At 54.6% G+C, this 5,867-nt stretch carries 9 protein-coding genes and 1 tRNA gene; 5 read left to right on the top strand and 5 right to left on the bottom strand.

The features are described 5' to 3' along the window. On the top strand, positions 1–537 hold a 537-nt coding region (locus tag ACREAY_RS09240; RefSeq protein WP_431755481.1), incomplete at its 5' end, for a YkgJ family cysteine cluster protein. On the opposite strand, the gene ACREAY_RS09235 is transcribed toward ACREAY_RS09240, so the two are convergent. From ACREAY_RS09235 to ACREAY_RS09225, 3 genes are read right to left on the bottom strand one after another with little or no spacing between them, the layout of a single operon-like run. Next, entirely contained in the window at positions 526–741 is a 216-nt protein-coding gene (locus ACREAY_RS09235; protein WP_431755480.1) for a DUF504 domain-containing protein, read from the bottom strand. The genes ACREAY_RS09240 and ACREAY_RS09235 overlap by 12 nt on opposite strands. Beyond that, the gene (locus ACREAY_RS09230) at positions 738–1,223 is read right to left on the bottom strand and encodes a 3-isopropylmalate dehydratase small subunit (RefSeq protein ID WP_431755482.1); all 486 of its coding nucleotides are present in this window, start codon (positions 1,221–1,223) and stop codon (positions 738–740) included. Before ACREAY_RS09230 ends, ACREAY_RS09235 begins: the two co-directional genes overlap by 4 nt. 8 nt (positions 1,224–1,231) lie before the next feature. After that, a complete protein-coding gene (locus tag ACREAY_RS09225) occupies positions 1,232–2,506 on the bottom strand; it encodes a 3-isopropylmalate dehydratase large subunit (protein WP_431755479.1) in 1,275 nt (424 codons plus the stop codon). A gap of 96 nt (positions 2,507–2,602) precedes the next feature. Here ACREAY_RS09225 and cofE point away from each other — a divergent pair, with 96 nt between their 5' ends. The 3 genes from cofE to ACREAY_RS09210 are packed head-to-tail and all read left to right on the top strand — an operon-like array spanning position 2,603 to position 4,526. Next, positions 2,603–3,340: a coenzyme F420-0:L-glutamate ligase gene (gene cofE / locus ACREAY_RS09220; protein WP_431755478.1), complete on the top strand. Its 738-nt coding sequence runs from the start codon at positions 2,603–2,605 to the stop codon at positions 3,338–3,340. A gap of 51 nt (positions 3,341–3,391) precedes the next feature. Next, the gene (locus tag ACREAY_RS09215) at positions 3,392–3,943 is read left to right on the top strand and encodes a hypothetical protein (protein ID WP_431755477.1); all 552 of its coding nucleotides are present in this window, start codon (positions 3,392–3,394) and stop codon (positions 3,941–3,943) included. Positions 3,944–3,977: 34 nt separating this feature from the next. Continuing rightward, positions 3,978–4,526 (top strand): hypothetical protein, encoded by a 549-nt coding sequence (locus ACREAY_RS09210; RefSeq protein WP_431755476.1) that lies wholly within the window; start codon positions 3,978–3,980, stop codon positions 4,524–4,526. Here the strand turns inward: ACREAY_RS09210 and ACREAY_RS09205 are convergent. Next, positions 4,510–4,950 carry a hypothetical protein gene (locus ACREAY_RS09205; RefSeq protein WP_431755475.1) on the bottom strand — a complete coding sequence of 147 codons (441 nt, stop codon included), beginning with the start codon at positions 4,948–4,950 and terminating at the stop codon, positions 4,510–4,512. The genes ACREAY_RS09210 and ACREAY_RS09205 overlap by 17 nt on opposite strands. A gap of 114 nt (positions 4,951–5,064) precedes the next feature. Here ACREAY_RS09205 and ACREAY_RS09200 point away from each other — a divergent pair. After that, positions 5,065–5,151: transfer RNA gene (locus tag ACREAY_RS09200), tRNA-Ser, on the top strand. A 90-nt stretch (positions 5,152–5,241) separates the two neighbouring features. Here the strand turns inward: ACREAY_RS09200 and ACREAY_RS09195 are convergent. Beyond that, on the bottom strand, positions 5,242–5,598 hold the full coding sequence (locus ACREAY_RS09195; RefSeq protein WP_431755474.1) for a cupin domain-containing protein: 357 nt from the start codon (positions 5,596–5,598) through the stop codon (positions 5,242–5,244). Between the last annotated feature and the right edge of the window lie 269 nt (positions 5,599–5,867).

Raw genomic sequence — 5,867 nt, 5'->3', positions numbered from 1 at the left:
TGCGTGTCGGGCTGCTCGGACTGCTGCATCTATCGCGAATATTACCCGTCTAAAGAGTTTGGCAAGATAGGCGTGCTGCTATTGCCCGAGGAAAAAAGCAGGATGGAGCGACTAGCAAATGAGCGAAACATTGCAGTCAGGATACTTCCCCGCCTCGCAGTCGGCAACGGCGGGCCTGAGCGAATAATCGCGTACCAGATGATGGGCAAGAACAACGGCGACTTTTGCCCGTTCCTTGATGAAAACAGCCGCTCACCGCACGGCGGCCTGGCGTGCTCTGTCTATGGCAACCGGCCCCTTGCCTGCAGCGCCTACCCTGTGATTGACGCGGGCAAGACCGCGGCCCTTGACCCTCACTGCCAGTTCTGCAAGCACAATTCCGCCAAGGTAAGCCTTGCCGGCCTTGCCGGAGAGCTAGAGTCGCTGGCCCGGATAAAGGCAAGCGTAAAGGCAGAAGAAGGACAACACGTGTGGCGGTATGCGACTGCCACCGGCGAGGGCGACATGATGCCTGAAGGGTGGGTCCTAGAGTCCTGACTTTTTATACAACACGACATCGCCTCTCCTGACCTTTACAATCCTGCTTGCCGGTATCACCTGGAAATCCTCAGACAGACTGACGAATTCCTTCAACGGCATTTCTGCCACGCTGTCAAAGTCGCGGTAACTTACAAAATAGAGGGAGGCGTCGTCGGCGTGGAGCGCCCTGCTAAAGACCTCTTCTAGCCTGCCCTTTCTCATTGTGGCCTGTACTTTACGAGGCCGCCTGCCTCCACTATCTTTGCGATAAGCTCCGGGAACGGCTTCATCGGGTACTGCTCGTTCTTTGTGACGTTTGTAATCCTGTTCTCTGCGAGGTTGATCTCGAGCTCGTCGCCGTCTGTAATCTTTTTCACCGTTGGCTCGTCTATCTCTATCGGCAGGAGGTAGCCGCCGTCGACTGCGTTGCGATAGAAAATCCTTGCAAACGTCGGCGCAAGGATTGCCTGGATGCCGGTCTGCGAAAGCGCGATGGGCGCGTGCTCCCTGCTGGAGCCGCAGCCAAAGTTGCTGCCCGTGACGAGCAGGTCGCCCTGCTGGACCTTTTCCGGGAATTTCGGGTCGATGCCTTCCATCGCGTGCTTGGCAAGCTCTTTATGGTCGTGTATCTTCAAGTACGGGCCGGGGATGATGACGTCGGTGTCGATGTTGGCGCTGTCGTACTTGTGGACCCTGCCCCTCAATGTCTTGTTCAATTTCCCACGTCCCTCGGGTCAGTAATCCTGCCCGTTATCGCCGACGCGGCAACTACCACCGGCGACGCAAGGTAAGTCTGCGACTCTACGTGGCCCATCCTGCCGGGAAAGTTGCGGTTTGTCGTGCTGATGCATATCTCGCCCTTGCCAAGAACGCCCATGTGCGCCCCGCAGCACGCGCCGCACGTCGGCGGGCCCACGACCGCGCCTGCCTCCATGAATATCTGCACCAGGCCTTCTTTCATGGCCTTCATGTATATCGACTGCGCCGCCGGTAGCACTTCTGTCCTGATCTTGACCTTCCTGCCCTTCATTATTTTTGCAGCGGCCCTCAAGTCGTCGAGTTTTGCCCCCGTGCACGAGCCGATGTACGCCTTGTCAAGTTCAGTAGTTTGCAGTTCTCTTGCGACCGTGATGTTGCCCGGAGAGAACGGCTTGGCGACTGTCGGCTCCATCTTTTCTATCTCTATTGTGAACGTCTCTGAATAGCGCGCGTTGTCGTCGCCGTGGACTGGCGCGTACTGGGCATCCGTGCGCTCGCGGAGGTAAGCGTATGTCGTCTCGTCCGGCTCGATGATGCCGTTCTTGGCTCCTGCCTCTGTCGTCATGTTGGTGAGTGTGAGGCGCTCTTCCATCGACAGCTTTTTCACAACGTTGCCTGCAAACTGCATCGCGCCATAGTTGGCGCCGTCGGTGCCAATCTCGCCTATTATCTTTAGGATGATGTCCTTTGCCATGATGTGGTCAGGCTTTTCGCCCTCGACCTTGAAGAGCATGGTCTCCGGGATCTTGAACCAGATCTGACCATTCATCAGCACGTACGCCACGTCGGTGTGGCCGAGGCCCGCCGCAAAGGCGCCCATCGCGCCGGTGGTGTTGGTGTGCGAGTCGCCGCCCACATAAACTTCGCCGGGCAGGACCATCGCCTCTTCGTGCGACAGCGTGTGGCAGATACCATACTGCCCTAGCCCGTACTTGAAGTGCTTCTTTATCCCGAATTTCTTGGTAAAGTTAGAGAGCGCGATGACGTTCTCTGCCGACACCCTGTCGGCCGCCGGCACAAAGTGGTCTTCGGCGACCCACACACTGTCGGGGTTCCATATTTTTTCCACCTTTATCCCTTTCTTTTCCCATTCGCTGAAAACCTTGATGACGCCGGGTCCCGAAACGTCGTGCATCATCACCCTGTCGACCTTGGCAAATACCACGTCGCCGGGCGACACGCTCTGCCTGCCCGCAGCGCGGGCGAGGATCTTTTCAGTTATAGTCATCGCCAAAAAGTAATCATGGGGAAATAGCTCCTTGGCGGATTAAAACCTTTGGCAATGCGAAAGCCACAAAAGGCCCGGTGCGGATATCGTCATTGCTTGGAGGTTCTCGAGATAAAGGCGCCGGCAAAGTGGGGCAGGTTCGGCCTGTTTAAAGCGCTAAAGCACGATTTTCAGGACAGAGACATACTGGTGGTATCAAGCAAGTTTGTCGCAATGAGCGAGGGCAACGTCGTGAAACTTGATGCCGTCAGGCCGAGTGCGGACGCCAAGAGGCTCGCCAAGAAATACAGCATGGACGCAAGGCTTGCGCAACTGGTGTTGCAGGAATCCGACGAAATCGTGGGCGGCATATCGGGTTTTGCACTTGCGATACGCGGGGGCATGATTGCGCCAAACGCCGGAATCGACAAGTCAAACGTTCCTGCCGGATATGCGATATTGTACCCAAAAGATCCGTTCAAGAGCGCTCGGGAATTGCGCAAAAAGTTCGTAGAGAGCGGCATCAACGTCGGGGTGGTGCTTGCAGACAGCCGGCTGATGCCCACCCGCAGGGGGACGACGGGGGTCGCAATAGCTTGCGCCGGCTTTAGCCCAATCGAAGACGAGCGGGGCAAAAAGGACCTCTTTGGAAACACGCTGCGTGTGACTTTTCGGGCAGTCGCCGACAGCCTGGCGACCATGGGCGTCGCCGTCATGGGCGAGAGCGCCGAGTCGACGCCTGCGGCCTTGGTGAGGGGTTTTGGCGTGACTTGGACCGAGAGGCGCCTCTCGTGGAAGGACATGGCAGTCCCCGCCAAGATAGACATCTACCTACAGGGCCTCAAAGATGTATGAGGGGCGACTGCAAACAGTTTTAATAATGCCCATGTTGATGCAACTTTATCGATGTCCGAGTTCCTGACCAGCTACCCCCGCACGAGCATCGCCCGGGGGTTGCAGAACCTCATCAAGCGCGAAGAAGTCGAGCTCGATCACCTGAGCCTCATGGTCAAGATAAAAAAGGACGAGATAATCAATGCCCTCCTCTCTGAAGGCTTTAGCCTGGTGAAACTCGAGAACAAAAAGCCAAACCAGCTAGGCTGCGGGCTGGCAAAAAAACTGGCCAAGCCGTGGGAGATGCATGTCAGACTTTTCAACATGGAGCAGGGCCTCATTGCCATCCAGGCGGAAGTCGAGATATCCCGGCGCTACATCCAGCACATCCGCTCGGTGAGGGCGCCTGTCATCTATGAAGTCGAATCTATACTGAAAAAGCACCAGATCGAGTGCAAGATATGGAACGACAAGATCCGCGACTATATCACCCGCGTCGTCGACAACCACGAGATAAAACTGGTGGCGCCCGTCCTGCCGGCGATATCGTGGAAGCACATGATAGGCTACGTCACGGCCCTCTCTGTCGTCTATCTGTTAAAGTTCACGGGCGTCCTTTCGTAAAGGCTTTATTGCTTCTGGGCATTTCAGCTCTCACTTGGCAGGACCGGCGACTTTTCGCTACTATACCATTTCCCCCTGGGAAATCGAGATCCTCTACGACACGCTGAAAAGATCGTTTGAGGTGGAGGATACCGAGGTCGAGGCGGACGACCCGCAGTACGTCAGCATGGTCGAGATAGCCTTCCCGCTGCCCTTTGGCGAGCCGTTCTTCCAGGAATTCACGATGGACAGCTGGCACAAGATAAAAGGCGTGCTCAAGGACATGAAGCGCAGGCGCGGCCGCAAGGGTGTCAAGGCATACATCCGGTTTGCCGGGTTTGAAGGCGGAGAGGCGCCAATCGTCTTTCCGGTGCTGCCCAAGGGCGACAGGCAGTTTGAAATGGGCATTGAAAAGATAGAGTACCTTGTCGACATCGTGCCCCTGCAATTAAAGACGGCCCCTGCCAACGCTGACGAGATATTGTTCTCATATGACGAGGCGACCTTCAAGTGGAGCCCCGGCGTCGCTCGGGTCGGAGGCGTCAACCTTGTCTTCAAGAACGACACATGGGCGCTGCCAAAGCCGCCTAGTCCAGCTGGTTGATGACGCCCGAGTCATGCAGGCTCTTGCTCAGTTCCTTGTACTTTTTGTCCAGATATTCGAGGGATTCGCCAAGTTTCTTGGACTTGCCGTACTTGAAGCGCACCAGCTCGCGGTGGCGCCAGTAGTGCTTGCCGTCAGAAACCGAGAGCGTCGTAAAATAGTCGGGGCCCTTCAGGCTGTCGGGCAATTTCACGCTGTGCGGGAAAATGTATTCGACAGAGAACCACTCGTCGCCGTCGGGGTAGTCGTTGCCGGTGGCGACATCAAAGTAAAGGTGCAAAACGTTGTCAAGGGTGAGGCCGTCTTCGGGGATGCTGGGATGCCGGGCCTGGGACTTGCGGTAGTCCATCTTTAGCATCTGGGGCTCAAAGTACGCCTTGATGATTGCCCGCCGAAAGATCTCGTTTGCCTCCTTAAGGTTCAAAGATAGTGTATCGAGAGAGGGGTCTATTTTATAATCCTTCTAGCTAACAATGAAATTTTTCGCATGCATGCCCAATGGTTGATTAATATAATGTGGATGCACTTTGCATGGCGGGCGGGGGTCGCCTAGCCTGGTAGGGCGTGGGATTGCTAATCCCATGTCCGAAAGGACCCGTGGGTTCAAATCCCACTCCCCGCGCCATCTCTCTCACAGACATGTTCTTAGCACACTTTTGATGAAGATGGGGATTCATAAACAGCAAGACAGCTAAGGTGACAGTAAGGAAATAGCCTACTGTTTCCCGTACGTCTTTGCTCCCGTAAAGTCAATTGCAACACACTGCTCATTGCCAACTATCCATGCATCATGTCCCGGTGGAACTATTCCTGTGTCACCGGGGCCAAATTCCTGCTCAGTACCATCGTCCATCCGCACCCTCATTTTGCCTGAAACTATGTACATGGTATGGTGCTGCTGACAACTGTTTGTCTTTACTATTGGCTTTACAGACGTGGACCATTTCCAACCCGGTTGAAGGACTCCACGACCTATTGTAGTGTCACCTAGATTTGCAATGTCTAGCTTTCCATTTTCGAATTTCCGCGTTTCATCGGGAGAATCAAAGTTCTTTTTCTGAATACCTGCCATAGACCCCAATTATTCCAGCAAATCTTATTGCTTGCAGCATTTTTTCGCAGAACTTTCTTACGTTCGGCGGATATCCCTGGCAACGGTAAGCAAATAGTCACCTTTATTATGCAAGAAACTTCTATGTTCAGATGGGATTTTTAGACAAGTTACGCGGAAAGAAAGAAAATCAACCCGCGAAAGAAGGAACGCAGAAGGAACAGTCATCTGGTCCGCAACAAGTAAAGATAATTAAAAATTACACTTCTGAGGGAATACCTGTATACGAA

Source organism: Nitrososphaera sp., from assembly GCF_050748925.1.
GTDB lineage: Archaea > Thermoproteota > Nitrososphaeria > Nitrososphaerales > Nitrososphaeraceae > Nitrososphaera.
This window is presented reverse-complemented; position numbering and strand designations above follow the sequence as displayed.